Origin of the sequence: Lentzea sp. DG1S-22 (genome assembly GCF_036321065.1) — a bacterium.
Taxonomy (GTDB): domain Bacteria; phylum Actinomycetota; class Actinomycetes; order Mycobacteriales; family Pseudonocardiaceae; genus Lentzea; species Lentzea jiangxiensis.
Window position 1 is genome coordinate 7,038,483 of sequence record NZ_CP143276.1, and the last position, 24,607, is coordinate 7,063,089.

20 protein-coding genes are annotated in these 24,607 nt (G+C 70.9%); 10 read left to right on the forward strand and 10 right to left on the reverse strand.

What is annotated here, in order from left to right; all coding sequences use genetic code 11:
- Nucleotides 1–101 precede the first annotated feature (101 nt).
- Nucleotides 102–323: a FitA-like ribbon-helix-helix domain-containing protein gene (locus tag V1227_RS33420; protein WP_329789211.1), complete on the forward strand. Its 222-nt coding sequence runs from the start codon at nt 102–104 to the stop codon at nt 321–323.
- A complete protein-coding gene (locus tag V1227_RS33425; protein WP_329789212.1) occupies nt 320–721 on the forward strand; it encodes a type II toxin-antitoxin system VapC family toxin in 402 nt (133 codons plus the stop codon). The genes V1227_RS33420 and V1227_RS33425 overlap by 4 nt, the downstream gene beginning before the upstream one ends.
- A 15-nt stretch (nt 722–736) precedes the next feature.
- On the opposite strand, the gene V1227_RS33430 is transcribed toward V1227_RS33425, so the two are convergent.
- The 4 genes from V1227_RS33430 to V1227_RS33445 all read right to left on the reverse strand — a co-directional run bounded on the left by V1227_RS33430 (nt 737) and on the right by V1227_RS33445 (nt 6,059).
- Nucleotides 737–1,564, reverse strand: a complete 828-nt coding sequence (locus V1227_RS33430; protein ID WP_329789213.1) for a S1C family serine protease — start codon at nt 1,562–1,564, stop codon at nt 737–739.
- Between the two features lie 66 nt (nt 1,565–1,630).
- The gene (locus V1227_RS33435) at nt 1,631–3,664 is read right to left on the reverse strand and encodes an EAL domain-containing protein (RefSeq protein WP_329789214.1); all 2,034 of its coding nucleotides are present in this window, start codon (nt 3,662–3,664) and stop codon (nt 1,631–1,633) included.
- A gap of 148 nt (nt 3,665–3,812) precedes the next feature.
- Nucleotides 3,813–4,280 carry a GNAT family N-acetyltransferase gene (locus tag V1227_RS33440; RefSeq protein ID WP_329789215.1) on the reverse strand — a complete coding sequence of 156 codons (468 nt, stop codon included), beginning with the start codon at nt 4,278–4,280 and terminating at the stop codon, nt 3,813–3,815.
- Nucleotides 4,281–4,403: 123 nt separating this feature from the next.
- Nucleotides 4,404–6,059, reverse strand: a complete 1,656-nt coding sequence (locus V1227_RS33445; protein WP_329789216.1) for an FAD-binding dehydrogenase — start codon at nt 6,057–6,059, stop codon at nt 4,404–4,406.
- A 94-nt stretch (nt 6,060–6,153) separates the two neighbouring features.
- On the opposite strand from V1227_RS33445, the gene V1227_RS33450 reads away from it, so the two are divergent.
- Together V1227_RS33450 and V1227_RS33455 are read left to right on the forward strand one after the other, a co-directional pair.
- The gene (locus V1227_RS33450) at nt 6,154–6,387 is read left to right on the forward strand and encodes a hypothetical protein (protein ID WP_329789217.1); all 234 of its coding nucleotides are present in this window, start codon (nt 6,154–6,156) and stop codon (nt 6,385–6,387) included.
- Between the two features lie 293 nt (nt 6,388–6,680).
- The gene (locus V1227_RS33455) at nt 6,681–7,124 is read left to right on the forward strand and encodes a DUF6098 family protein (RefSeq protein ID WP_329789218.1); all 444 of its coding nucleotides are present in this window, start codon (nt 6,681–6,683) and stop codon (nt 7,122–7,124) included.
- On the opposite strand, the gene V1227_RS33460 is transcribed toward V1227_RS33455, so the two are convergent.
- A complete protein-coding gene (locus V1227_RS33460) occupies nt 7,108–7,797 on the reverse strand; it encodes a hypothetical protein (protein WP_329789219.1) in 690 nt (229 codons plus the stop codon). The two genes, V1227_RS33455 and V1227_RS33460, sit on opposite strands and share 17 nt — an antisense overlap.
- A 112-nt stretch (nt 7,798–7,909) precedes the next feature.
- Between V1227_RS33460 and V1227_RS33465 the strand changes: the two genes are divergently transcribed.
- A complete protein-coding gene (locus V1227_RS33465; protein WP_329789220.1) occupies nt 7,910–8,452 on the forward strand; it encodes a hypothetical protein in 543 nt (180 codons plus the stop codon).
- A 251-nt stretch (nt 8,453–8,703) separates the two neighbouring features.
- Nucleotides 8,704–11,934, forward strand: a complete 3,231-nt coding sequence (locus tag V1227_RS33470; RefSeq protein WP_329789221.1) for a S8 family serine peptidase — start codon at nt 8,704–8,706, stop codon at nt 11,932–11,934.
- 51 nt (nt 11,935–11,985) lie between these two features.
- Here the strand turns inward: V1227_RS33470 and V1227_RS33475 are convergent, their stop codons facing one another.
- Together V1227_RS33475 and V1227_RS33480 are read right to left on the reverse strand one after the other, a co-directional pair.
- Nucleotides 11,986–12,261 carry a hypothetical protein gene (locus V1227_RS33475; RefSeq protein ID WP_329789222.1) on the reverse strand — a complete coding sequence of 92 codons (276 nt, stop codon included), beginning with the start codon at nt 12,259–12,261 and terminating at the stop codon, nt 11,986–11,988.
- Between the two features lie 150 nt (nt 12,262–12,411).
- Nucleotides 12,412–13,494 (reverse strand): mechanosensitive ion channel family protein, encoded by a 1,083-nt coding sequence (locus V1227_RS33480; RefSeq protein WP_329789223.1) that lies wholly within the window; start codon nt 13,492–13,494, stop codon nt 12,412–12,414.
- A gap of 115 nt (nt 13,495–13,609) precedes the next feature.
- On the opposite strand from V1227_RS33480, the gene V1227_RS33485 reads away from it, so the two are divergent.
- Genes V1227_RS33485 through V1227_RS33500 form a run of 4 tightly spaced genes read left to right on the forward strand, consistent with a single transcriptional unit; the run spans nt 13,610 to nt 17,414 of the window.
- Nucleotides 13,610–14,617 (forward strand): adenylate cyclase, encoded by a 1,008-nt coding sequence (locus V1227_RS33485; protein WP_329789224.1) that lies wholly within the window; start codon nt 13,610–13,612, stop codon nt 14,615–14,617.
- Between the two features lie 2 nt (nt 14,618–14,619).
- Nucleotides 14,620–15,600, forward strand: coding sequence for a hypothetical protein (locus tag V1227_RS33490; RefSeq protein WP_329789225.1), 981 nt, complete (start codon nt 14,620–14,622; stop codon nt 15,598–15,600).
- 1 nt (nt 15,601) lies between these two features.
- Complete coding sequence (locus tag V1227_RS33495; RefSeq protein ID WP_329789226.1) at nt 15,602–16,834, forward strand: adenylosuccinate synthetase; 1,233 nt, start codon at nt 15,602–15,604, stop codon at nt 16,832–16,834.
- A complete protein-coding gene (locus tag V1227_RS33500; RefSeq protein ID WP_329789227.1) occupies nt 16,785–17,414 on the forward strand; it encodes an NUDIX hydrolase in 630 nt (209 codons plus the stop codon). The genes V1227_RS33495 and V1227_RS33500 overlap by 50 nt, the downstream gene beginning before the upstream one ends.
- Here V1227_RS33500 and V1227_RS33505 read toward each other — a convergent pair.
- From V1227_RS33505 to V1227_RS33515, 3 genes are all read right to left on the reverse strand, one after another.
- Nucleotides 17,411–18,607 (reverse strand): M1 family metallopeptidase, encoded by a 1,197-nt coding sequence (locus tag V1227_RS33505; protein WP_329789228.1) that lies wholly within the window; start codon nt 18,605–18,607, stop codon nt 17,411–17,413. The two genes, V1227_RS33500 and V1227_RS33505, sit on opposite strands and share 4 nt — an antisense overlap.
- Nucleotides 18,604–22,341, reverse strand: a complete 3,738-nt coding sequence (locus V1227_RS33510; RefSeq protein WP_329789229.1) for a Pls/PosA family non-ribosomal peptide synthetase — start codon at nt 22,339–22,341, stop codon at nt 18,604–18,606. The genes V1227_RS33505 and V1227_RS33510 overlap by 4 nt, the downstream gene beginning before the upstream one ends.
- A 101-nt stretch (nt 22,342–22,442) precedes the next feature.
- Complete coding sequence (locus V1227_RS33515) at nt 22,443–24,395, reverse strand: DUF4153 domain-containing protein (RefSeq protein WP_329789230.1); 1,953 nt, start codon at nt 24,393–24,395, stop codon at nt 22,443–22,445.
- Between the last annotated feature and the right edge of the window lie 212 nt (nt 24,396–24,607).

Here is a 24,607-nt window from a genome sequence, read left to right on the forward strand (position 1 = left end):
CGGTCAGGTAATCGGCGGAAAGGCGACTGGTGAGACGCTTTCGTCGCACCAGCCGATCCCCCGATCGGGGCAAGTGGTGCCATAATGACACCATGAAGCGGATGAACCTGAGGGATGTGCCGGACGAGGTCTACACGGCCCTCGCGGACGGCGCCGCCGCGAACCACCAGTCGCTGAACGCCTTCGTGGTGGAACGGCTGACCGAAGCCGCCCGCGTGCTGACGATCGGTGACTACCTGGCGACGTACGAGCCGCCCGCCGGTACCGGACTGGCGTTGGAGCACGCCACGGCCGCTGTGCGTGAGGCACGGGACGCTTCGTGAGCCTTGCTGTCGTCGACGCTTCCGTGCTGGCCACGTTCTACGCGGCTGATGACCCGCGGCGTCACCAGACGGTCACCCGCATGTCCGCCGGGCACGGTTTGTTCGCTCCCGCGCATCTCGACGTGGAGGTGGTTTCGGCGTTGCGCACGATGGCCAGGGGCAACCCCGCACTCGCCACCGCGGTTCCGTCCGCGCTGGAACACCTGGCCGGACTGCCCGTGCGGCGGATGCCGTTGGCGCCGTTGCTGTCCCGCATGTGGGAGCTGCGCGACAACATCACCCCGTACGACGCCGCGTACGTCGCACTGGCCGAGCAACTGCGCGCAACGCTGATCACGTGCGACGTGCGCTTGGCGTCCGCTCCCGGCGCCAAGTGCACGTTCGACGTGATCTCCTAGTGGTGTGGCGTGCCACTAGCTCAGCCGGTCCACGATCTGCTTGGCGGTGTTCGACGGGATCGCGAACCCGATCCCCACGCTCCCCGCCTCCCCGCTGCTCGAAGCGGGCGAGTAGATCGCCGAGTTGATCCCGACCAGCTCGCCGGCCGCGTTCACCAGCGCGCCGCCGGAGTTGCCGGGGTTGATCGACGCGTCGGTCTGGATCGCCTGGTACGACACGGGTTGCGAGCGGCGCGTCTCGCCGGGCACGGTCACCTTGCGGTCCAGTGCCGAGACGATGCCGGTGGTCACGGTGCCCTGCAGGCCCGACGGCGAGCCGATGGCCATCACCGCGTCGCCGACCTTCACCGAGCCCGAGTCCGCCCACTTGACCGGCGTGAGGCCCGAGACGCCGGACGCCTGCAGCACCGCGAGGTCGGAGGTGGGGTCGGTGGAGACGACGGTGGCGGGCACCTCGCGGCCGTCGTTGAACTTCACCGTCACCTGGCCGCCGGCGGAGGCGACGACGTGGTTGTTGGTGAGGATCCTGCCGTCGGCGGAGAGGACCACCCCGGAGCCGAGGCCGTTGCCGACGTTCACCTGCACGACGGAGGGCAGCACCTGCGCGGCGACGGCGCTCCAGTCCGGTGTGGACGTGTTCGCGATCGTCCGCGCCGCGACGGGCGACGAGGCGGCGGGTGCGTCCGACGAGGCGACCACCGCTCCGGTGACGCCTCCGAACAGGCCGGCGACGAGTGCCGCGGCCGTCAGCGCGGGGGCCGTCCTGCGCCAGAACTTCGGCGCGGCGACGGGCTGCGGTTCCACCAGTGACCCGCTCATCGCGGGGAAGCTCTGCTCGGTCATGGCTCCACGGTGGACCCCGACCTTGTGAGCAACCTGTGCCGGAACCCGGGAAAACCCTGATAAGAACTAGCTGAGAAGCAGCGAGGAGACCTCTGAGACCGATAACGCCGGGCCGAAGTGCGGGCCCTGCGCGCCCGTCACGCCCAGCTCCGCCAGCCGCGCCGCCTCACCGGCGGTCCGCACGCCGTCGGCGTACAGCGGCAGCCGCAGCACCGCCGCCCACCGCAGCAGGGCCACCGCGGCCGTCTCCTCCATGCGGATCGCGTCCGGGCCGAAGGCGTGCGCGACGGCGCTGTTGAACTTCACGCCGCTCCACGGCAGCACCCGCAGTCGGCCCACGCCGACGTTGCCCCCGCTGACCTGGCCGACCACGAGTCCGACGCCGCGCTCGGTGAGGATCGTGAGCTCTTCGAGCTGGTCGTCGTTCAGCGACGCCGGCACGTGCTCGTGCAGTTCGAAGCGCAGCAACGACGCGGGGAGACCCGTGCGCTCCAGCACGCGGAGGACCTCGGCGACGAGCTCGGGCTCCTGGCACAGCCGCAGGGGCAGGTCGATCGTCAGCACGGGCGTCCGGGGACCCAGTTCGTCGTGCCACGCGCTCACCTGCGCACACGCCTCCTCGACCGCCCACCGAACGAGGCGGACGACCATGCCGTTGCCGGTGGCCCGCCCCAGGAACACCTCGGGGCACAGCACGCCCTGCTCGGGGTGGTCCCACACGATCCTCGCTTCGAGCGCGAGCACGGAACCGTCGGCGAGCGAGTGGACCGGAACGTAGTCGACGCGGAACTGGTTTTCCTCCAGCGCACCCGGGATCGACGCCGCGAGCGCGTACCGCTCCTTGTCCCGTGCGTCCCTCTCCGGGTCGTACAGCGCCCATTGCGCCTTGCCGTCGCGCTTGGCCCAGGCGACCGTCACGTCCGCCGCGCGCAGCAGGTCCGCCGCGTCACCGCCGCGGGCGCCGCGCGGGACGACGCCGACGCTGGTCGTCACGCCGACGCCGTGGCCGTCGATCCAGGTCGCCTCCTCCAGGCGCCGCGTGAACTCCTCGACCAGGGCGATCACCGAGGCCGTGTCGCGCGGGTCCCTGATCAGCACGCCGAACTCGTCCTCGCCGATGCGCGCGACCTTGCCGACGTCCTCGGTGAACACCTCCCGCAGGTGCTGGGCGACGTGCACCAGCACCTGGTTGCCGACGTCGTGGCCGAAGGCGTCGTTCACGCCGCGGAACCCGTCGACGTCGATCTGGACCAGCGCGAGGCTCTCCGGGCCCTTCGACCCGGTCGCGCCCTCGAGCCAGCCGAGGAACTGCGCCCGGTTCGGCAGGCCAGTCTGCACGTCGTTGAGGCTCTGCCGGAGGAGCTGCGACTGCAGCGCGCGCATCTCGTCCATGTTCTCGATCATGGTGACGAGGTACGGCGGCGTGCCGTCCTCCTCGCGCACCAGCGAGATCGCCATGTGCGTCTGGATGGTCTCGCCGTCGCTGCGGACCATCCGCTTCTCGACGCGCACGTTGTCGTGCTCGGACGCGACCAGCCGCATGGTGAGCTGCCGCAGGTCTTCCCTGTCGTCGGGGTGCACGAGGTCGCGGCCGCTCATCCGCCGCACGTCCTCGTGCCTGTAGCCGAGCATCGTCAGCAACGCGTCGTTGACGTCGATGATCTCGCCCTTGAGACCGCTCACGACGATCCCGAACGCCGCGCTGGAGAAGACCGCCCGGAACTTGGTCTCGCTCGCCCTGACCGCGCTCTCGGCCCTGCGCATCGCGTTGATGGCGGCCGTGCGGCTGAGTTCCTGCTGGGCGAGCGTGAGGTCGCGCAGGCCCTCGGCGTACCCGGCGGCGAGTGCGGCCAGCTGAGCGGGTGTGACCGGGGTGTGCTCACCGAGGTGCGCGAGCGACCGCTCCAGCGTCGCCGAGGAGGTGAAGCCGTGCTCGACCATCGACCGGCCGACCCGCCGGGCCTCGTCCACGCCACCGCGGAGCAACTGCTCGACGTAGCCGCCGAGCTGTCGCGCCAGCTTCTCGCGCGTGAAGTTCGCGACGAGCGTGGTGGAGATCGCCGCCGCCCACTGCACGGCGGACTCGCGGAGGTCGACCATGTTCATCCAGCTCGGTGGCCATTCGTGAGGACCGGGTGATCTGCGGGAGGTCCGACGGACATGCTCACTGATCGGTCACACCCTGTCCAACCGAACCTCGAATCCCGGTCGGGATTCGGCGAATCCACCACGAATTCACTCGTTTGAACTAATGAATCACCTTGCTGAAGGCCAGCGGACCAATTGTCGGGGGATCCGTCGCCACGTCGAACAACGGTGTGTAACCGGTCGCCAGGTACAGCCCTTTCGCCTCCGGCTGGCGCGGCCCCGTGGTGAGGTGGATCCTGCTGTACCCAAACGTTCTCGCCTCGTTCTCGAGTTCGGCGAGCACCCGCCGCGCCAATCCGCGGCGGCGGTGTTGTGAATGGGTCCAAATGCGTTTCATCTCGGCGGTTTCTTCGTCGTAGCGCTTGAACGCGCCACCCGCCACGGCCACGCCGCCTTCCACCAGCAGGAGGAATTGGCCGTTCGGCGGTTCGAACACGTCCGCCGGTCGTTGCATCTCCTCTGCGCCCGATGGCCCGTAGCGAGACGTGTACTCGTACGTGAGTTCCGCGACCAACGGCGCCGCTTCCGGGGCGGACTGCCGGACGCGGCGCACCTCGAGCGTCGTCATGCGGCCCTGGCCCGGTCGCGCTTCGCGACTTCCTCGCGCACCAGCGGGATCACGTACCGGCCGAAGTCGATCCCGGCGCAGCCGCGGGGCAGGGACCGTCACCCCGCGTCCACCACGCGAGAACTACTTGACGGCCTCCGCCGCCGAGCGGCCCGCGACGCGCCCGGAGAACAGGCAGCCGCCGAGGAACGTGCCCTCCAGCGCCCGGTAGCCGTGCACGCCACCGCCGCCGAACCCCGCGGCCTCCCCGGCGGCGTAGAGCCCCGGCAGCACCTGGCCGGAGGTGTCGAGCACCCGCGACGACAGGTCGGTGTGCAGGCCGCCCAGCGTCTTGCGGGTGATCACCGAGAGCCGCACGGCGATCAGCGGACCGGCCAACGGGTCGAGCAGCCGGTGCGGCTCGACGACCCGGATCAGCTTGTCCGTGAGGAACTGCCGCGCCGAGCGGATCGCGTTGACCTGCATGTCCTTGCTCAGCCCCGCGGTGACCTGGCGGTCGCGCTCGACGATCGTCCTCTCGAGCTCGGCGGCGTCGATCCTGCCGTCGCCGGTGAGGGCGTTCATGCCGCGGGCGAGGTCCGCGACCGTGCGCGCCTGGATGAACTCCTCGGACCTCCGCGCGAACGCCTCGACCGGCGCGACCGCGCCCGGCAGCGCGCGCTTGAGGACCGCCCTCGTGTCCTTGCCGGTCAGGTCCGGGTTCTGCTCGGAGCCCGACAGCGCGAACTCCTTGCCGATGATCTTCTTGTTCAGCACGAACCACGAGTGCTCGTGGCCGTGGGTGGTGATGTGCTGCAACGCACCCAGCGCGTCGAAGCCGGGGAACAGCGGGATCGGCAGGCGCCTGCCGTCGGCGTCGAGCCACAGCGGCGACGGGCCGGGCAGGATGCGGATGCCGTGCCGCGACCAGACCGGCGCGTAGTTCGCGATGCCCTCGGGGTAGTGCCACATGCGGTCGGCGTTGATGATCGCGCCGCCGGCCTTCTGGGTGATCTCCATCATCGAGCCGTCGACGAAGTCCGGCACGCCCGCGAGCATGAACTTCGGCGGCGTGCCCATCCGCTCCGGCCAGTTCCTGCGCACCAGGTCGTGGTTGCCGCCGATGCCGCCGGACGTGACGACCACGGCCTGCGCGCTGAGCGAGAACTCGCCGGCCACCGTGCGCGAACTCGGTTCGGCCCTGGCGTTCGACGACGGCTCCAGCACGTCACCGGACACGCCGTCGCACACGCCGTCGGTGACGTTGAGGCTCGTGACCTTGTGGCGGAACCTGAGCGTGACGAGCCCCTTCGCGACGCCCTCCCGCACCCGCCGCTCGAACGGCTCGACGATGCCGGGTCCCGTGCCCCATGTGACGTGGAAGCGCGGCACCGAGTTGCCGTGCCCGTCGGCCAGGTAGCCGCCGCGCTCGGCCCACTGCACGAAGGGGAACCAGCGGACACCCATGTTGTGCAGCCAGGAGCGCTTCTCACCGGCGGCGAAGTCCACGTAGGCCTGCGCCCACAGCCGTGGCCAGTGGTCCTCGTCCCGGTCGAACGCCGCCGAGCCCATCCAGTCCTGCAACGCCAGGTCGTGCGAGTCCTTGACCCGCAGCCTGCGCTGCTCGGGGGTGTCCACCATGAACAACCCGCCGAACGACCACCACGCCTGGCCGCCGAGCGACGCTTCCGGCTCCTGGTCGAGGAGGATGACCTTGCGGCCCGCGTCCGCGAGCTCTGCGGTCGCGACGAGACCTGCGAGGCCCGCGCCGACGACGATGACATCCGCGTCATGTGCCATCGGGCGAGTCTAGATCGACCGCTGGTCACGCACGAGACCTGAGTCAATTTCACTTTCTGGGCAGTCCTCGACGTCGTTCCGACGCGTCGCCGAGGTGAGCTTAGGCACGAAGACCACCCGTTTCGCGGCACCCGGCTCCGTCACCAACGGCGAGTTCCGTCTGTTCGAGTGGCGGATGGAGGCCTGTCAGCCGGGCGCGCCCCACTTCCACAAGACCTTCTCCGTGTCGTTCTACGTGGACTTCTTCCTCGATGTGGGCCGGGTGGAAGGGCTCGACCCGGACCAGCTGAGGGCGTTCTGCGAGCGGCACGACCGGTACAACCTCTGAAGGCCCGCCCGGCCGGGGCGCGGCTCGGAGGGGTGCCGCCGACCGCCACTACCGGTGAGGGGGGTTTCCGGAGTGCCGGTCGACGGCGGGTTGACCGCGGCGCGAGCACGCGCGCCTGCGGAAGGGCACTTCCGACCTGGGGGTGTCGGATCGCCCCGGCGCGCAGCTCGAGCGCCGGCGGCCAACCACTTGTTGAACGTACAACCGGTCTGCTGTGTTCCGGTCGGCTTTCACTGTGACCAGGCTCAATTCCTTCAGGTTTCCTTCAGGTCCGGCCGGGTAGGTCACTGGGCGTGACAGATGAACTCCCCACGATCACGAGCATCGCCGAGCTGGTCGGCTACGTGGGAGACGACGTCTACGTGCGGTGGTCGAAAGGCCCGGACGCGGACGCCGCCTCGACGTCGCGCGACTCGCTGACCGGCGTGGAGCTGCCCGGCCTCTCGGCGAGCCCGCTGCGGATCGAACCGTGGTGGGCCGACCGCTCCCGCGAGCTGTGGGTGGCACGCCGCCTGTTCGACTACCGGCACCTGCGCGACCTGCGCGGACCCGACGTGCGCGCCTGGGTCCTGCGGGGCGACGAGGTGGGCAGGGGGCCCGACAACGAGCCGCTGGTCCGCTGCCTCGACCCCCTGGCGTGGGTCGCCGACGAGGCGCTGCTCGAGTGCGAGGAGATGGTCAACGCCCAGCACTCCGAGGAGTGGGGGTCGCTCGACCGCTCTAGCTCAGGTCGGTGAGCTTGCGCTCCGCGGCCTTGCGGGCCTTCTCGGCGGCCGCGGTGATCCGCTTGGCGTCCTCCAGCCGCTCCGCCGCGCGGTCGAACGCCCGCTGTGCCGCCAGCTGGTCGGCCTGGGCCTCCCCGAGGGCCTGCTCGGCCTCGTCCAGCGCCTGCTGCGCCTCGGCCCGCTTCTTCTCCTGCCGCTCGCGCCGCTTGCGCGCCAGGGCGTCCTCGCCGTCGTCCGACGGCGGCTCGGGGGCGGGGAGGGTGAACCCGAAGCCGGAGTACTCGAGCGGCTTCGTGAGGTGCCCCGCCCGCACCTGCTCGGCGGACTCAGGGTCGGCCATCGCGGCCGTCAGCGTGTTGCGGACCTGCGTGACGGCGTCGTCCGCGAGCGGGCCGGTGAGCTCCAGGGTGCGGTAGACCAGGGCCTCCACGAGCTCCTTGCGCTTGCGGCCCAGCTCCCGCATGGTCAGCTGCGCCGTGGAGAGCCCCAGGGCCTCCTCCAGGCCCTCGGGGGCGTCGCGCACCAGCCGGTTCACCGCCCAGGCGCTCACGGTCGGCTTGCGCAGGTCGGCGATGGCCTTCGAGAGGTCCTTGTCGTCGGTCTGCTTGGCCGCGGCGTTGCGGGCCGCGGTGAACTCCTTCGGGGGCAGCCCGTAGAGCTCGTCGGCGACCGGCTTCAGGTCCATGGGCGCAAGGTAGCGCCTGATCAGCCTCCAGTCCTGCGGAACGCTCAACGGGCGGGACGTCTCTGGCGTTGGAGGAGCGTGACGCCCGGCATCGGGTGAACAGGATGGGGAGATGCACACCAGGTGGAGATGGGTTCTGTTCGGTCTCGGCGCTTCCGTGGCCGCCGGCGGACCGATCGCGATGGCGGGCGGCCCGTGGTACGGCTACGTCTTCGGCGGCCTGTGGTGCCTGATGGGCGGCACGGTGGCGTGGCGCAGCTTCGGCATGGGCACGAAGCTCACGCCGCAGGGCATCACGTCGAACAGCCTCGACCGGCAGACGACGGTCGAGTGGTGCGACGTGCGGGCCGTGGAGTCCTCCCGGCGCCGGAACCTGATCTTCTTCCACACCGTCGCCCCGGTCGTCCGGCACGACCGCGGCAAAGAGGTGCTCACCGAGCTGAGCCTGCTGTCGATCAAAAAGGACGTGGTGCCCGAACGCACGCGGCGGCACGTGGCGGAACTCCAGCAGGCCCTGAAAGCACATCGCGCCGACTGCCCGAGGTGCGGGGCGCGGCCGAAAGCGGTCGCGGCGGGCCTCGGCCTCGGTGCGAGGGTGCGTTCACGATTGCGTTCGCTATTGCGCGGAAATGGTGGTCGGAGCATCGTCCGGTGACGGGATCCTGTTACACGGCAACACCGTTCACCGTTGACACAGGCTTGACATTCCCCTCCATCAGCCCTTGACTGGAGGGCATCTGCTCGTTCCACGGCGACAAAGAAACGCGCAGCACTGAAACGCTGCTCGGACAAGCCGCTGAACAGTCCAATGTGGATATGAAGAATGCTCCGGGCAGACGATTGCCCCTCGTCAGGTGAAGAGATGTGCTTCGGAGCACTCTTTACCCCACGAAGGGCACATGCGCCGTGAAGAACTGGAGACGCCGCACCGGAACGGTCTTGCTGACCGCGGTGTTGGGCACTGCCGGGTTCGGCTTCGCCGCCACCCCTGCCATCGCGCAGAACGCTCCTCAGGAGCAGCCGGCCGCTGACAAGCAGCTGGACAAGAAGGACCGCGAGCTCGTCGACCAGGCCGCCCGCGAGGGCAAGCCGACCGTCGACCTGCTGGTCGCCGCCGAGGACGGCAAGACCGACGCCGCCGTCGCCGAGCTCGAGGCGCTCGGCGCCACGGTCCAGAAGACCGAGAAGGACGTCGACTACGTCAAGGTGACCATCCCGCGCGACAACGCGGAGAAGGCCGCCAAGCTGGCCTCGGTCAGCACCGTGGACGTCGACGGGCTGATCGCGCTCGACGACCCGCGTCCGCAGGGCATGGAGCAGCCGGCCCCGCAGAAGGCGCCGGACGCGAAGACCCCGCGCACGAACCCGTACATGCCGACGCAGGACACGCAGGCGGCGCAGTTCGCCACCGCGCACCCGAAGTGGGACGGCCGCGGCACCACGATCGCCGTGATCGACTCCGGCATCGACCTCGACACCCCGGCCCTGCAGACCACCAGCACCGGTGAGCGCAAGATCATCGACTGGTACAACGCGAACGCCACGAACTCCGGCGACGGCACCTGGGTCTCGATGACCAAGACCGGCGTCACCGGCAAGTTCACCAACGGCGGCCGCGAGTGGACCGCGCCGGCCACCGGCGGCCCGTACTCGTTCGGCCTCTTCCGCGAGACCGCGGGCGACCTGAACCTCGCGAACAGCGAGACCGGCGGCGACATCAACCGCGACGGTGACCGCGTCGACTCCTTCGGTGTCATCCAGGACATCACGACGAAGGAAGTCTTCGTCGACACCGACGGCGACGGCAACTTCACCAACAACAAGCGCATGATCGACTACAAGGTCAAGCAGGACGTCGGCTTCTTCGGCACCGACAACCCCGCGACCCCCGTCGTCGACCGCATCGCGTTCGTCGTGCAGACCGACCGCTCGGTCTACGACAACGCGGGCACCCCGTACGTCAACCTGGGCATCTCGGCCGCGCACGGCACCCACGTCGCCGGCATCACCGCCGCGCACAGGATGTTCGACGGCAAGATGGCCGGCGCCGCTCCCGGCGCGAAGCTGATGTCGATCAAAGCCTGCCTCACCACGCCGTCCTGCACCAGCTCCGGCCTCATCGACGGTGTCCTCTACGCCGCGCGGAACGGCGCCGACGTCGTGAACATCTCCATCGGTGGCCTCCCGGCGCTCAACGACGGCAACAACGCGCGCGCCGAGCTCTACAACCGCACCATCGACGAGTACAACGTCCAGCTGTTCATCTCGGCGGGCAACTCGGGTGCGGGCGCCAACACCGTCGGTGACCCGTCGGTCGCCACGAACGCGGTGAGCGTCGGCTCGTACATCACCAAGGAGACCTGGCTCTCCAACTACGGCTCGAAGACCGCGCAGAAGCAGAACCTGCACGGCTTCTCGTCGCGCGGCCCGGCCGAGGACGGCGGCTTCAAGCCGAACATCGTCGCGCCCGGCTCGGCGATCTCCACCACGCCGCGCTGGCAGCCGGGTGGCCCCGTGGCGGGCACCTACGCCCTCCCGGCCGGCTACTCGCAGTTCAACGGCACCTCGATGGCCGCCCCGCAGGCGACCGGTGCCGCGGCTCTCCTCGTGAGCGCCTACAAGGCCACGCACAACGGCCAGCGCCCGACCAGCGCCGAGCTGCGCTACGCGATCCAGCGCAGCGCGAGCTTCGTGAGCACCCTCGGTGCCTACGAGCAGGGTGCCGGTCTGTTCAACACCAACGCCGCGTGGTCGCTGCTGGACAAGCACTCCACGCCGGACAAGGTCACCACGGCCGTCCCGGTCAACACCGTCCTCAGCGGCCTGCTGGCCACCCCGGGCGTCGGTGTCGGCATCCACGACCGCGAGGGCGTGACCGCGGGCCAGGAGTACACCCGCACCTACACCCTGACCCGCACCACGGGCCACGACGACGAGACGTACAACGTGTCGTGGAAGGGCAACGACGGCACGTTCACGGCGGCGAAGAAGGTCCGCCTGCCGCTGAACACGCCGGTGCTGTTCCCGGTCAAGGTCAAGGCCAAGACGGCGGGCGTGCACAGCGCCGTGCTGCAGCTCGACAACCCGGAGACCCCCGGCGTCGACGTGCAGACGCTGAACGCGGTCTTCGCGGCGGAGAACTTCAACGCCGCCAACAAGTTCTCGGTCACCAAGACGGGCACGATCGCGCGCAACCAGTCGACCAGCCTCTTCGTGAACGTGCCCGCGGGCACGAGCGCGCTGAAGGTCGACATGGCCGCCGGTGGCGCCGAGGCCGGCAAGGGCCAGGTGCGCTTCCTGCGCTTCACCCCGCAGGGTGTGCCGCTGGACGTGACCAGCTCGACCAACTGCTACAACCCGGACGCGGGCGCCGGTTGTGCCGGTGGCACCCCCACCAGCCGCACGGTGGCCAACCCGATGGCCGGTGTGTGGGAGATCGTGGTCGAGGCGCGCCGCACCTCCGACGCCGACGTGGCGCCGTACTCGGTGACCGCGTCCGTGCTCGGCACGTCGGTCAGCCCGAACCCGGACGTCATCCCGTCCGCGGCGCTGGGCACCCCGATCGAGCGCAGCTACACCGTCACGAACACGCAGGCCGTGTTCAACGGCCGCCTCGCGGCCGGCGCGGTCGGCAGCGCGAAGCAGGACCGCCCGACCATCGCGAACCTGGAGACGAAGTTCTTCGACATCCAGGTCGCGCCGGGTTCGTCGCGGCTCACCGCCACGATCGGCAACACCGCCGACCAGGGCGCCGACCTCGACCTGTTCCTGCTGAACTGCACCAGCGGCACGTGCGTCGTCGCCGGTCAGTCGGCTGACGCGGACTCCGAGGAGTCGGCGACCGTCACCAACCCGGCAGCGGGTCTGTGGCGCGTCCAGGTGGACGGCTACGCGGTGCCCGCGGGCACCACGGCGTACGACTACTTCGACGTCTACACCTCGGCCGCTCTCGGCACGCTGACCGTGAGCGACACCAACGCCGACCGCGCCGCCGGTGCGTCGTGGAACGCCACGGGCGTCATCACGCCGCTCGGCCAGCCCGGTGCCGGCCGCGTGCTGCGCGGTGAGCTCGAGGTGCGCACGGCGGACGAGAACGTCGTCGGTCGCGGTGCCGTGATCATCCAGGCAGTCAGCTAGCAGTCCGGTAGTACGCGGAAAGCCCCAGGGTCCACGAGATCCTGGGGCTTTCTACGGTTCGGGCAGCCTGTTCCCGAGCGGCTCGTCCACGTCCACCTTGGACACGCCGGCGACCAGGTACGCGTCTTCCACCTTGTCCACGGGCATTTCGGCGCGCAGGTAGCCGATCCTGGGATCGCGCGACTCGACGGTCGCGCCCAGCTCCGTCAGTGCCTGCTCGACCTCCTCGTCGCGTCCCGGCTGCACGGAGATCATCAGTAGCACTGTGAGGTGGCCGTCGCGCTTCGCCTGCTCGATCCGGTTCTTGTCCGGTTTGGCCGATGACACGACAGGTACCTCCGCGTACGGCACGGTTGGGGACCCGTTCGTACCACAGCTGCCGAGAGCCAGCGCGCAAAACGCGACGGCGAGCGGTCTTCTCATGCTCGGAGGACGGAACGCCCGCCGCGGGTGGTTGCACCTGATTTTCGGGCTGTCCTACTGCCGGGGACCCGCAAACGCTTGCTCCCGCAGTGCGCCGTCCGCGCTCTCGCCGAACACGCGCGCGTCCGTGTGCTGGTCAGAGGCGGGTTGCGCCCTGTTGACGCCGGTGACCGTCCGCGTCCTGACCTGCGGCAGTGCGCCGTCGTGCCGGCGGTGGACCCAGTCCACGAGGTGCTCCCTCGTGAGGCAGCGCAGGTCCCACAGCTTTCCGGCGTCGGACGCGCTCACGAGCGCACGCACCCGCACGAACCCGTTGGTGGCCTGCGTGACCTGCAGGACGGACACCCGCCCGTCCCAGAGGTCGTTGCCCTCCAGCATGGACCGCATCTCCTGCCGCATCGCCTCGACCGGCACCGTCCAGTCCAGATCGAGCTCCACGGTGCCGAGCAGCGCCGACTGCGTGCGCGTCCAGTTCTCGAACGGGGTCTTGAGGAAGTACGAGGTGGGCAGCACCAGCCGGCGGTCGTCCCAGAGGTGCAGCACCACGTACGTCAGCGTGATGTCCTCGACCCGGCCCCACTCGCCCTCGACCACCACGACGTCGTCGAGCCGCACCGCGTCGCTGAACGCGATCTGCAGGCCCGAGATCAGGTTGCCCAGCAACGACTGCGCGGAGAACGCCGCCACCGCGCCGATCACCGCCGCGGACGCCAGCACGGTAGACCCGACCGCCCGCGCGCCGGGGAACGTCATCAGGATGGTGCCCACGGCGAGCACGCCGATGACCACGAGGACCAGCCGCCGCACCAGCATGACCTGGGTGTGCACGCGCCGGGCGTGCCGGTTGTCCGTGACGTCCGTGCGGATGCGGGACAGCGAGATGTCGACGAGCGTGCTGATCAGCGCCGCCAGCAACCACGCCCCGGCCAGGATCAGCGCGATGCCCAGGGCGTGCAGGGTGATCGGCACGTCGACCGGGTAGGCGCTCAGGCTTATCTGAGCGGCCAGCAGCGCTCCGAACAACTGGCCTGGCCGGTACATCTTCCCGCTGTGGGTGAAGCGGCGCACCAGCCGGTGGACCACCTCCACCACGAGCAGAGCGAAGGCCACGGAAAAGCCCATGACGACGAACAGCACGTTTCCTCCTTCCGGTATCGGGACGGGATACCCGGCGTCTCGCGACGGGGACACCATGAGCCGGGTCACGGAGAACCCCGTTGCCAACCGGGTTTGAGTTACATAGACTCAAACCATGTTCACGACAGCCGAGGCCCTGGAACTGGTGGAACGCGCCACGTCGCCCGACGCGCTCTTCGGGCCGCGCACCACCGACTCCGACCTGCGCAAGCAGGCTCGGCGCCGGTTCCGCGCGCTGGCCTCGGTGCTGCACCCCGACGTGGTCGGGCCGCACGATACGAGGGCGCACGCGGCGTCCGCCGAGCTGACCCGCCTGCACCACGAGTGGTCGCACGGCGCGGTCGTCGAGCTGAGGACCAAGACCGCCGTCTACCGCGTCGGGGAGCCGTTCGCGGTCGGCAGCATCGCCAACCTGTACGAAGCGGACGGTCCGCACGTGGTCAAGGTGGTGCGCAACCCGGCCCTCAACCCGTTGCTGCACGCGGAATGGCACGCGCTGCGGACGCTGGAGTCCTTCACGGACCACAACCCGTGGCTGCGCCCGTTCTACCCGCGGCTGCTCGACACCTCGGGTGACGTCGCGAAGGGGTCGCGCGCCTTCACGGTGCTCGACCCGCTGCTGGACGGCTTCGTGACGCTCGCGGACGTCCGGCGCGCCTACCCGTCCGGCCTCGACGGGCGCGACTGGGCGTGGATGCACCGCAGGCTGCTCAAGGCGCTGGCCGGCGCACATCAGAGCGGGCTGGTGCACGGGGCCGTCACCGCCGAGAACGTCATGGTGCACCCGGAACAGCACGGGATCGTGCTGGTCGGCTGGTCGTTCGCCGTCGAGGAGGGACAACGGCTCCTCGCGACCAGCGGCACCATCACCTACCCGCCGGAAGTCGTTGCGCAGCAGCCGGTCACGGCCGCGACGGACGTCCACATGGCACACGCGCTGATGCTCGACCTGTTGGCGGACAACGAACACCGGCAGCGCGCCTTCGCTCGCGGCTGCCTGCAGGAACACCCGGAGCGGCGGCCCGACGCCGTCGACCTGATCCAGGAATACGACGACCTCCTCGAAGACCTCTACGGCGCGCGGCGCTTCCGCCCGTTCGCCCTTCCCCAGACAGGAGAATGACCATGGGACACGGCAGGTGGGACGACAACGCCTACGCCGCGGCGAAGACCTTCCGCGCGGCCAAGGGGATCGCCGACTTCGGCTACACCGCCTCGATGAGGGCGACGCCCGCCGCGAGCTGGAAGGCCGCGCCGTCGCTCGACCCGCTGGGCGTCGGCTTCCGCGAGTGCCGCGACTCGCCCGACCACGCCGACTCGACACCGATCGCGGTGCTGTTCGACGTGACCGGGTCGATGGGCGCGGTGCCGCGGATCATGCAGGGCAAGCTCGGCAAGCTGCACGGGTTGTTGCAGCGCAAGGGGTACCTGGCCGACCCGCAGCTGATGTTCGGCGGCATCGGTGACGCCGACAGCGACCGCGTGCCGCTGCAGGTCGGGCAGTTCGAGTCGGACAACCGCATGGACGAGCAGCTGCGGGACATCTTCCTCGAGGGCAACGGCGGCGGGCAGAAGAGCGAGTCGTACGAGCTGGCCGCGTACTTCATCGCGCGGCACGTCGTCACCGACGCCTGGCAGAAGCGCGGCCGCAAGGGCTACCTGTTCATCATCGGCGACGAGCTGAACAAACCGAGGCTGGAGGCCAGGCACATCCGCAGGGTCATCGGTGACGAGGTGAACCAGGACATCGACCCGGTGTCGGTGTACCGCGAGCTCGCCCGCAGGTGGCACGTCTACTTCATCCTGCCCAACCAGTCGTCGTACTTCCACGACGACAGCATCGGCGAGCACTGGCGGTCGATCCTCGGGCAGAACTTCCTCAAGCTCGACGACCCCGGCGCGGTGTGCGAGCTGATCGCCGCCACGATCGGCGTCGAGGAGAGCGTCGTGGACCTCGACCAGGCCCTGGCCGACCTCGCCGAGATCGGCTCGGCCGCCGAGAGCGAGGCCGTCGGCAAGGCGCTGGCCACGGTCGGCGCGCGCTCGCTCACCGCGTCGGCCACGCCGCTCGGCATCGACGGCCCCGACGACGTGAGGCTGAGCTGACGTGAGGCGCGACGAGCACGTCATCGTCGTCGGACTGGGGTTCGGCGACGAGGGCAAGGGAGCCGTGGTCGACGCGCTGTGCGCGGACGGGCCGGTGTCGGCGGTGGTGCGGTTCAACGGGGGAGCGCAGGCCGCGCACAACGTGGTGGCCGACGGCCGGCACCACACGTTCAGCCAGTTCGGGTCCGGCACGCTCGCGGGCGTGCCGACCTGGCTCTCGCGCCACGTGCTCGTCGAGCCGATCGCCCTCGCGACCGAGTCGCGCGAGCTGGAGGCGATCGGCGTCGCCGACCCGTTGTCACTGGTGTCGATCGACGCCGGCGCCCTGCTCACGACCCCGTTCCACGTGGCCGCGAACAGGGCGCGGGAGATCGCCAGGGGCGCCGACCGGCACGGGTCGTGCGGCAAGGGGATCGGGGAGACCGTCTGGTACGGGCTCCTCGGCGACCGGGGGGCGGTGCGGGGTGAGGTGGTCGAGGAGCAGCGGGTGCTCGGCGACCCCGGCCCCGCACCGAGGGCCGGCGACTGCCTGGACCCGAGGGCGCTGCGGCGCGAGCTCGACCAGCTCGCCCGGTTCTACGAGCCGCTGACCGGCGACGTCGGCCGCGTGGACGAGCTGGTCGAGCTCTACACCTCGTTCGCGGACGCCGTCCGGATCACGACGGGGGACGAGGCCGGGCGGCTCGCCGACGCCGGACGGCTCGTCTTCGAGGGAGCCCAGGGCGTCCTGCTCGACGAGACGTACGGCTTCCACCCGCACACGACGTGGTCCACGGTGACGCCCCGCAACGCGCGGGAGCTGCTCGACGGCCGTCCCGCCCGCGTGATCGGCGTGACCAGGACGTACCAGACGCGGCACGGCGCGGGCCCGCTGCCGACGGAGGACTCGGCCGTGCTCGAGCGGTTCCCGGAGGCGCACAACGGCACGGGGGAGTTCCAGGGCGTGTGGCGGGCGGGCCACCTGGACGCCGATCTGCTGCGCTACTCGGTGCGGTGCTGCGGCGGGATCGACGGCCTGGCCGTGACGCACCTGGACGCGCGCGGCCTGAAGGTCGCCTCCGGTCCGGTGCTGGAGGAGATGCCGGATCCGCTGGCGTACCTGCGAGAACTGCTCGGCGTCGAGGTGCTGGTGGCCGGAGCGGGCCCGTCCAGGGCGGACTACGCGGTGCGGGAGAATCCACGACATGATCGAGTCGACGTTGGTGTCGGTGGACGTGATCGTGCTCCGGTTTGACCCGGAGGCGCGCGCGGTGCTCGTGGGGGTGGCACCGCGCGCCCAGGAGCCGTTCGCCGGCGAGCTGGCTCTTCCGGGTGTCCTGCTGGGCAAGGGGGAGCGCCTGCGCGACGCGACCACCAGGGCGGTCACCGGCAAGCTCGGTCTCGCCGAGGAGTCCGTGACGGCGACCGGTCAGCTGGCCACGTTCGACGAGCCGTCACGCGACCCGCGCGGTCCGACGCTGTCGATCGCGCTGTGGGCCACGGTGACCCGCCCGAGCGGCGACGTGGCCGTCTGGAGCCGCCTGGGCGAGGTGCCGCCGCTGGCCTTCGACCACGACCGGATCGTCGCCGACTGCCGCCCGTTGCTCGCGGACAAGCTGTGGCGCGACGTGCCGTTCACCGCGGGCCTGCTCGGGCGGGAGTTCACGACGGCGCAGGCGCTCGACGTGACGGAGTCGCTGACCGGGGACAGGCCGTACCCGGCCAACCTGGGGCGCACGATGGACCGCGTGCCGGGCCTCGAACGCACCAGCGAGCACGCCGCCGCCCTGCCCAGGGGAGGCCGTCCGCCGCTGGTGTGGAAGTGGACGGCCTAGCGGGGCAGCTCGGTCTCGAACAGCCAGCGGGTCAGCAGGCCCCGGTGCCCGGCGAGGGCGAGGAAGTCCTCGGTCGTCACCACGCCGTGCCGGTTGCGCGCGCACCACTCCCGCAGCAGCGCGAAGAACGAGTCGTCGCCCATCTCGCGGCGCAACGCGTGCAACGTCAGCGCTCCGCGCTTGTAGACCCTGTCGTCGAACCACTCGGCCCGGCCGGGCCGTCCGATCACGATGTCCTGGGGCAGCCGCCGCAGGAGGTCCCGCGCCCCGGCCGCGCACGCGTCCGCGGACCGGCCGCCCGAAGCCTCGGACCACAGCCACTCCGAGTAGCTGGCGAAGCCCTCGTTGAGCCAGATGTGCTCCCACGCGGCGATGCCCACCGAGTTGCCGAACCACTGGTGCGCCAGCTCGTGCGCCACCAGCCGTTCCGAACCGCGGCGGCCGTCCACGTGGTTCGCGCCGAACGTCGACAACCCCTGCGCCTCGACGGGGACGTCCAGCGCGTCGTCCGTCACCACGACCGAGTACCGCGGGAACGGGTACGGCCCGAAGAGCGACGAGAACAGCTCGACCATCTGGTCCTGCCGGCCGAAGTCGTGCGCCACCAGCCGCTTCAGCCTCGACGGCGCCCAGACGCCGGGCAGCGCCTCGACATACTGTCCGATTTGGACGGTCGCGAGGTACGTCGCCATCGGTGAGGCCATCGAGTACGTCCACCGCGTCGTGCTGCCGGAGACCTTGCCGTCCACCAGGACCCCGTTGCACACCACGGTGTACGGCGAGGGCGCGGTGACCTCCAAGTGGTAGGAGGCCTTCGAGGAGGGCTCGTCCAGGCACGGGAACCACGACGGCGCCCCGATCGGCTGCGACGCCACGATCGAGCCGTCCGTCAGCTGGTCCCAGCCGAGGTCGCCCCACTCGGGCGTCGAGATCGGCACCGGCGTGCCCGAGTACCGGACCTCGACCGAGAACGACCCGCGCACGGCCGCGCGGACGTTCAGCACGCCGCCCGCGTGGGCGTACCGCGCCGGCCTGCCGTTCACGAGCACCTTCGAGACCCGCAACGGGCCGAAGGACAGCGAGAACGAGCTCAGCGACGTGCAGGAAGCCCGCAGCACCGCACGCCCGGACAGGCGTGCGGAGTGCGGCTTGTAGTCCAGCTCGAGTGCGTAGTGGTGTACGGAGAAGCTCATGTCCACGCGGAGATCGGGTTGCCCAGCCAACGGGTGCCCGACGGTACATCTTCTCCGCGCATGACGAGCGAGGCGGGTCCGATCGTGGTGTTCGCGCCGACCGACGCGCCGGGCAGCACGATGCCGTGCGGACCCAAAGTGGATCCCGCGCCCAGCTCCACGCGGTCCATGCGCAGGATGCGGTCGTGGAACAGGTGCGTCTGCACGACGCAGCCGCGGTTCACCGTCGCTCCCGCGCCCAGCCTGACCAGGTCCGCCTCGGGCAGCCAGTACGACTCGCACCACACGCCGCGGCCCACCGACGCGCCCAGCGAGCGCAGCCAGAGGTTCATGACCGGCGTGCCGCCGGAGAACCCGATCAGCCACGGCACCGCGAGCACCTCGACGAACGTGTCCGCCAGCTCGTTGCGCCACACGAACGCCGACCACAGCGGGTACTCGCGCGTCTTGAAGCGGCCCACGAGCACCCACTTGGCGGCCACGGCCACCAGGCACGCGGCCACGCCGGCGCCCAGCAGCACGACGCCGGACCACCAGACGCCGAACTCCTTCAGCGCGAACAGCACGAGCACGACCAGCGCGACGTTCAGCACCACGGGGACGAACCGGCACAGCTCGACCAGCGCCCGCGCCCACATCAGGTGCTTCGGCGGGTCGAACGTGCGCGACTGGTCCGACACCTCGGCCGCCCGCGGCAGCTTCATCGGCGGCATGCCCAGGTAGGACGACCCGGCCTTGGCCCGCTTCGGAGCCGCGGACAGCACACCGACGAGCCCGCCCTTGGGGACGTTCCGACCGGGCGCCGTCATACCCGAGTTGCCCAGGAACGCCCGCTTGCCCACGCGTGCGGTGGCGATGCGGAGCCAGCCGCCGCCGAGCTCGTAGGACGCGACCATCGTGTCGTCGGCCAGGAACGCGCCGTCGCCGACCCGGGTCATCTTCGGCAGCGCGACCACCGTCGACGCCTCGACGCGGCGGCCGACCTTCATGCCGAGCAGCCGCAGCCACACCGGCGTGAACAGCGACGCGTACAGCGGGAACAGGGCCGAGCGCGCGTTGTTCATCAACCGCTCGGTCGTCCACGCCGCCCACGCGACGCGGCTGTGCACGGGGTAGTGGCCCTCGCGCATGCCGATGCCGAGCAACCGCACCGCGACGAGCACCAGCAGCGCGTACGAGCCGAACCAGATGGCCGCGGCGGCCGGGACGTCCCACAGCGCCGACGTCAGCGTCACGGGCCGCCTCAGCACGTAGAGCAGGGCCGGAGCCGCCGCCAGCAGCGGCAGCGCGGCCAGCAGGCCGGACGAGACGCCGTACATGAAGCTCCACCAGCGCGACCGCTCCGGGCGGCGGGACGGGAACGACCGCGCCGCCTTGCCCTCGCGGATCGCCGGGACGCCCGCCCAGCGCTGCCCGGTCGGCACGGAGCCGACGACGCCCGAACCGGGCGCCACCTCGGCCCGCTTGCCGATCTTCGCGCCGGGGAACAGCGTGCTGCGCGCCCCCACGGTCGCGCCCGCGCCGATCCGGATGCGCCCGATGCGCAGCCGGTCGCCGTCGAGCCACCAGCCGGACAGGTCGACCTCGGGTTCGACGGCGGCACCGCGCCCGACCTTCAGCATGCCCGTGACCGGCGGCAACGAGTGCAGGTCGACGCCGGGAGCGATCTTGGCGCCCAGTGCCCGCGCGTAGTGCGTGACCCAGGAGCCGGAGAGGTCGGTGGCGCGCGACAGCTGCGCCAGCACCTCGGCGGTCCACAGCCGCAGGTGGACGGACCCGCCGCGCGGGTACTCGCCGGGCTTCACGCCGCGCAGCAGCAACCGCGCGCCGCCTGCGGAGATCGCGAGACGCCCGGCGGGGCTCAGGAAGACCGCGAACCCGGCGGCGATCCACCACCACGACACCGACGTCCAGCCCAGGACGTTCGACAACGCCGTCAGCGCCACGGCCCACCGCGCCCCGGCGACGGTCATCAGCGGGATCATCAGCAGCGTCTGGACGACACCGGTCCACCGCGGCGTCGGCGCGACCTCGTGCACCTCGGCCGCCTGGCCGTAGGACTCCAGGCGCTTCGCGAGCCCGTGCAGCGTCGTGTTCTGGTAGACGTCCGACACCGACGTGCTCGGGTAGCGCGTGCGGATCATCGAGACGAGCTGCGCCGCGGACAGCGAGCTGCCGCCGGACGCGAAGAAGTCCGCGTCCTCGGAGGCCGGGCCGGAGCCCAGCACGGCCGCCCACTGCTCGGCCAGCCAGCCCTCGAGACCCGAGAACACCGCGCCGGCGGCGTCGAACGACTCGAGCGGCCACGGCAGCGCGGCGCGGTCGACCTTGCCGGACGTGCGCGTCGGCAGCGTCTCGACCACGGCGATCAGCGGGACGAGCGCGGCGGGCAGCTCGGCCCGCAGCTGCTCGACGGCCGCGGCCTGGTCGAACTCGCCGTCGACCACCACGTAGCCGACGAGGATCTGGTTGCCGCCCCGCGTCGTGCGCACGGCGGCGGCGGCACCGGCCACGCCGTCGAGCGCGAGCAGGGCCGCGTCGACCTCGCCCAGCTCGATGCGGCGGCCACCGAGCTTGATCTGCTCGTCCGCGCGGCCGAGGAAGACGAGCCCCTCCGGTTCGGCGCGGACCACGTCACCGCTGCGGTACGCGCGGTCCCAGCCCATCGAGGGCAGCGGCGCGTACTTCTGGGCGTCCTTCTCGGCGTCGAGGTAGCGCGCCAGGCCGACGCCACCGATGACCAGTTCACCCGGCTCACCCATCGGGACGACCTCGCCGTGCGGGTCGACCACGACGAGGTCCCAGCCGTCCAGCGGCAGGCCGATGCGCACGGGACCCTCGCCGGTCATCCGCGCGGCGCAGGCGACGACCGTCGCCTCCGTCGGCCCGTAGGTGTTCCAGACCTCGCGGCCGGGCACGGCCAGGCGTTCGGCCAGCTCGGGCGGGCAGGCCTCGCCGCCGAAGATCAGCAGCCGCACGTCGTCGAGCGCCTCGACCGGCCACAGCGCGGCCAGCGTCGGCACCGTCGACACGACGGTGATCTCCTGCTCGACCAGCCACGGACCCAGGTCCATGCCGGTGCGCACCAGCGAGCGCGGCGCGGGCACCAGGCAGGCGCCGTGGCGCCACGCGAGCCACATCTCCTCGCAGGAGGCGTCGAACGCGACGGAGAGGCCGGCCAGCACCCGGTCCTCGGGCCCGATCGGCTCGTCCCGCAGGAACAGCCGCGCCTCGGCGTCCACGAACGCGGCCGCGCTGCGGTGCGTCACGGCGACGCCCTTGGGCTTGCCGGTGGAACCGGACGTGAAGATGATCCACGCGTCGTCGTCGGGACCCGGCTCGCCCGGCACGCCGAACGCGGTGCCGTGCAGCACGAGGGATCGGCCCTCGCCGAGCACGGCGCTCACCCCGGCCTCGCCGAAGACGAGCTCGGCGCGCTCGTCCGGGTCCTCGAAGTCGACGGGCACGTAGGCCGCGCCCGCCGCGAGGGTCGCGAGGATCGAGACGTAGAGGTCGGCGGTGCCGGACGGCACGCGGATGCCGACCCGGTCGCCGACCCCGACCCCCTCGGCGGCCAGCTTTTCCTTGAGCTGCAGTACTTCCGAGACCAGTGCGCGGTAACTCAGCGCGGTGGTGCCGTCGTCGACGGCCAGCGCGTCCGGGTGCTCCTCGGCACTCGCGCGCAGGATGTCCATCAGGGTGCGCGGTGTGGGCGCCTCTCCCGCGGTGAACATCGATCGAAGGACAACGGGTTCAGCCGCAATGGTCACTTGAGCGTCACTTCTCACCCTCTCGGCAAACTTGCAGAGCCGCTACTTTACCTGCGCTTAACGGATTAACGCTCTCCGGAGTAGGTGGACTCACAGGTGACCTCAGTCACCGCAACGCTTTCGAGTGATTTCGCAGCGGTGTACCGGGCGAGGTTGAACTCGCGCCAGTCCTGTTCGACGCCCCTGTTCTTCAACCACCGCAAGGCACACGACCTCTGCGGCTCGGGCAACCTCGTGAGCGCCGGCACCGCGTCCTCCGACAACCGCGACAGGTAAACCGTGTCGATCTTCCGCGTCGCCTCGAACCGCGTCACGTTGTAGTCGGCCACCACCCGCTCGGGGTTCAGCACCACCACGGCGAGGAAGAACGCCGTCCCGGTCGCGACGATCGCCTTCGGCAACCAGTTGGCGCGCAACGAGATCCCGCTCGCGATCACCATCAGGTACACGACGGCCAGCCACACCTCGCACGACGCGACGAGCAGCCGCAGCACCGTCCACCCGTACGCCTGCTGGTAGAACCACATGCGGCTCAAGGCACTCGCCACGATGACAAGTGTGAGAACAGCCAATGAACCCAGGAGAACCCGCAGCCACAACTGGTCCCGCGCCGTCTTCCTGACCGCGAACCGCGCCACTCCGGCGATGACGCCGAGCGTCAGGATCGTGACCCACAGCAGCTGCCAGAAACCGGACCGCGCGTACTCGGCGAACGTCACGCCCGCCGTCCGCATCACGTAGGCCTCGCCACCGAACAGAACCGCGAGCTGCGTCTCCACGAAACCGGTGAACAGCAACACGAGCACACCGACCGGCAACCCGTAGTCCTTGAGCCGCAACGACCCGGGCTTGGCCGCGGCGTCCTCGTCGATCTCCGGCGGCGCCGCCACGAGGTAGCACGCCCCGATCGCACCGGCGGCGGCCACGGCCCCGAAGAACACCATCCGCACGAAGCCGCCGACCTCCAGATCCGGCACCAGGCCCTCGAGGAAGTCGTTGAACCCCTTGTCCGCCCCGGCCAGCAACGACCCGAAGACCAGCAGCAGCACCACAGCCACACCGACGGACGCGAACGGCCTGATCCCGATCGGCCCCCGCTTGCTGATCCCCTTGGCCACCCACGGAATCGAGCGGAACGCCGCCAGCCCGACACCGAGCGCGCCGAAGACGAGCCCGCGCACCGTCCTGCCCCCGGCCATGGCGATGGAACCGCACAACATCGACGCCATCACGCACAACGGGAAGACCCACTCCGCGGCCCTCAGGAAGCCCATCGCGAGGAACGCCAACGCCCCCGCCAGCCACAGCGCGCGTTCAACGCTCGGCCTGCCCGCGTGGAACAGCACGGCGCCGACGCCGAACAGCCCGGCCAGGAACCAGCCGACGCCGTTGCCGGGCGGCGCGAGCAGCGCACCCGCGAGGCCGGCGACGAGGCCGACGACCATCACCTGGCCCGGCGCGCCCGTCGTGGGCGGCTTCCACCAGGGCATGAAGGGGACACCCGGTGCCGCGACCACCGACGGGGTGGCGAGGTGGCGGGGTTGGGCCTGCCAGGCGGAGGGCGGGGGCAGGGTCGCGGTGGCCACCTGGGCGGGTTGCGTGGGGGTGTTGGGGGCGGGCGCCGTGGGCTTGTGCTTGTCGGCGGACCCCGGCTCTTCGGCGGGGTCGGACACTGCGGCAGTTCCGAGCACCCCGGCTTCGCCGCTCGCGGCCTTCTCGCTCACAGCCTCGTCGCCCACGGCCTTCTCGCTCGCGGCGCGATCTTGTCGGACCTGGTGGGTAGGTTGGGTCGCAGGGGTTCCCGGTTCGGGGGTACCCCTGCGAGAGCCTGCCGCGGCGCCGTCGGCGGCCTTCGAAGCCGTGGCTTGGTCGCCAGTCGACGCCGCCTTCGCCTCGCCGTCAGCCGACGCCGCCTTCGCCTCGCCGTCAGCCGCCTCCGCGGCCACCGCCTCCGCAGCCTCGGCGTTGGCGTTGAGGTGGGCGGTGGGAGCGGCCTCCCCCTGCCCGGCCGCCCCCACCGCCTCCCCACCCCCCGCGGGGTCCGGCGAGCCCCCAGAACCCGCCGGCCCCCCACCCCTGGCAACGGGCCGGTACCCGACCCTGCGGAACTGCCGGTACCCGCGCAGCCTCACGGCCTTCTCCCGGGGGGACTCCGCGGAGTCCCCCGAACGCGTCGAGTCAGAGCCAGAGTCAGTCATGTCTCTCCATAAGCCCGGAAAAGGGCGTGCGT